We start from the raw sequence: 2,702 nt of genomic DNA, 5'->3' as shown, positions 1-2,702 counted from the left end.
AAGGAAACACGATTGATTTTTATCTCAGTAAAACAAGAGACAAAAAGGCTGCAAACACTTCTTCAAGAAAGCTTAACGGTCTTTTCATGTTTCTAAACCTCGCGTCATTACGTAAAATGGGGTTTAGGTGGATAAATTCAAGGTTATACATACTCTATACTTTCGGATTCAATAGTATTTTGCTTGAGCACCAAAACAGATGGAGAGTATAAGGTTAAGGCGAATGAATATCACTGATTTACTGATTTTTTCTGTGGTTTTAGGTTGTCTTTAAGGCAGCTTTTTCATTATTAAACTGAGGGAGTTCAAGAGTGCATGTTGATCTTTGTTCATGCCAGATTTGTGGACTAAAGATTATTGTGCAAACTATAGGATAATTCTTTGCAAATAAAAACCATTCTATATCGAATGGTTTTTATCTGTATCTCTATTTGCTGTTGGATTAGGGTTATCTAATAAACTACCAATTAGTGGGATGAAATAATTGAGAATTGGACCTCCTAAACAAACGGTTAATAGAGTTCCGATACCAATTGGTCCATTGAATGTAATTGCCGCTATTAAGAAAACAAGATAAATTAATGTTTTTGAAAACACTATATTCATTCCAGTTAAATCTTGAATGATTAACATCAAACGGTCTACAGGAAGTGGGGCAAAGTTTGCATGTAAGTAGATAGCCGTTCCTAGTCCTATAACAACTAATCCACCCCCTAAACAAACAAGTTTAATGAGTATTTGTTCTGGCTGTACCAAGTTTTGTAATAAAAAAAGCCATATATCAATACCAAGACCTGTTATAAAAGCAGTTAGTAATCCAAAAAATTCTGGTTTTTGTCTTTTTAAAAGTGAGTTACAAAATATCATGATAAATGCTATTATGAATTCCCAGCTTCCAACCGTAAGACCTACTTGTATAGAAAGGCCTACCAAAAGGGCATCAAATGGTGATGTTCCAAGGTCTGATTGTATCGTTAAAGAACAACCAAGGGCTAATATTATGATTCCTAACACATAGAGGATAAATTTGGTTTTACTCACATTTAACACATTTATTCATTAGCTAATTCTTTTATCATTAAAATATGTGGACTACCATCTTCCATAAAAACATTTGATGAAGTTTGGTAGCCGAGTTTTTTATAAAAACCCTCTGCTTGTGTTTGCCCATGTAATTTAACCTGGGATATTTCCTTTTCTTTTGCGATTTCTTCTAATGTTTTAATAATTATTTTTCCAAGACCAAATTTACGGAAAGGCTCTAAGATACATATTCTCTCCAATTTACCTAAACCATCAACAACTCTTAACCTTCCAGTTCCGACAGGTTGTTCATTATGATAGACTAAAATGTGTTCAGAACCATTAAGTGTATCAAATTCATCAAATTCATCTTCTAATGAGAATCCTTGTTCCTCAACAAATACTTCTTTTCTTATATGAAAAGCATTTTTTAAATCGCTATCTACTGTTATTCTCTTTGAATCCAATGATCTTTCCCCCTTTTCTAGATTTATTTAATTAGACAAGTCATAATAACTTTATGACCTTTTATTAGTATAAATGAAATTATTTTTGTTGTAAATACAACAAAAAAGTTAGGGGTTTTTTTGATGAAGGAAATACTTCGTGAAATTGGAATGATAGCAAGGGCATTGGACTCTATAAGTAATATAGAATTTAAAGAATWTGACCTTACAAAAGGGCAGTATTTGTATCTTGTTCGAATATGTGAAAATCCTGGTATCATTCAAGAAAAGTTAGCAGAAATGATAAAAGTGGATCGCACGACAGCAGCTCGTGCAATTAAAAAACTGGAGATTCAAGGTTTTATTGAAAAGAAAAATGATGATAACAACAAAAAAATTAAAAAGTTATATCCAACTGATAAGGGCGAAAATGTTTATCCCTTTTTAAAGAAAGAAGGAGAGTATACCGACAAGGTTGCATTATCTGGATTTTCTTTTGAAGAAACAGAAACAATATTTCATCTTCTTCAAAAGGTCAGAAAAAATATTGAGGTAGATTGGGAATTTGTAAAAAAAGGAAATAAAAGAGGGTATTGATATAGGCTTATATATTATCCCTGCTTCATAGATGACTAAATGGGGCATTAGTTGAAGCAACATAAGCTAATTTGCATCTGTACTTCTAAGTTGAGAAAGATATGTAAAGTGAATAAAGTAAAAACCTCCAACACCTGTAACCCGTTCTGGAGATTAATTTGGATAACCTTTGTGTTGTAAGATGGAGTTGTTCAAAATTTTATATAGTTGTGGATATGAATTTAATAGAAAGAGGCTCGAATTTCGATTTGAAATTGAGCCTCTTTCTTATTATCCAGCTACATTTTCAGTAAACTGACTATTGTAAAGATCTGCGTAGAAACCATTTACCTCTAAAAGTTCTGAATGTGTTCCTTGCTCAATCACCTTTCCTTGATCCATAACAAGAATCAAATCTGCATCCTTAATCGTTGAGAGACGATGGGCAATTACAAAGCTAGTACGTCCTTCCATCAGTCGCTTCATCGCCTTTTGGATAAAGACTTCGGTCCTAGTGTCCACACTTGACGTCGCTTCATCCAATATCATAATTGGTGGATCTGCCAGGACAGCTCGTGCGATTGTCAAAAGCTGCTTTTGACCTTGTGAGATGTTCGAGGCTTCTTCGTTTAAGACTGTCTCATAACCATCTGGTAG

4 protein-coding genes are annotated in these 2,702 nt (G+C 33.3%); 1 reads left to right on the top strand and 3 read right to left on the bottom strand.

Going from position 1 to position 2,702, the window contains the following annotated elements:
* Positions 1–399: 399 nt before the first annotated feature.
* Both AC1DUW_RS25330 and AC1DUW_RS25325 read right to left on the bottom strand, forming a co-directional pair.
* Entirely contained in the window at positions 400–1,050 is a 651-nt protein-coding gene (locus AC1DUW_RS25330) for a YczE/YyaS/YitT family protein (RefSeq protein WP_407946250.1), read from the bottom strand.
* A gap of 2 nt (positions 1,051–1,052) precedes the next feature.
* Positions 1,053–1,490, bottom strand: a complete 438-nt coding sequence (locus tag AC1DUW_RS25325) for a GNAT family N-acetyltransferase (protein WP_053345779.1) — start codon at positions 1,488–1,490, stop codon at positions 1,053–1,055.
* 123 nt (positions 1,491–1,613) lie between these two features.
* Here AC1DUW_RS25325 and AC1DUW_RS25320 point away from each other — a divergent pair, with 123 nt between their 5' ends.
* Complete coding sequence (locus AC1DUW_RS25320; protein WP_477643770.1) at positions 1,614–2,066, top strand: MarR family winged helix-turn-helix transcriptional regulator; 453 nt, start codon at positions 1,614–1,616, stop codon at positions 2,064–2,066.
* 270 nt (positions 2,067–2,336) lie between these two features.
* On the opposite strand, the gene AC1DUW_RS25315 is transcribed toward AC1DUW_RS25320, so the two are convergent.
* The coding region (locus AC1DUW_RS25315; protein WP_477643769.1) for an ATP-binding cassette domain-containing protein at positions 2,337–2,702 on the bottom strand (366 nt) is incomplete at its 5' end.

Source organism: Peribacillus sp. P4_C12 (genome assembly GCF_056402095.1).
Note: the sequence above shows the minus strand (reverse complement) of the source record. Positions and strands in the feature narration are given on the sequence as shown.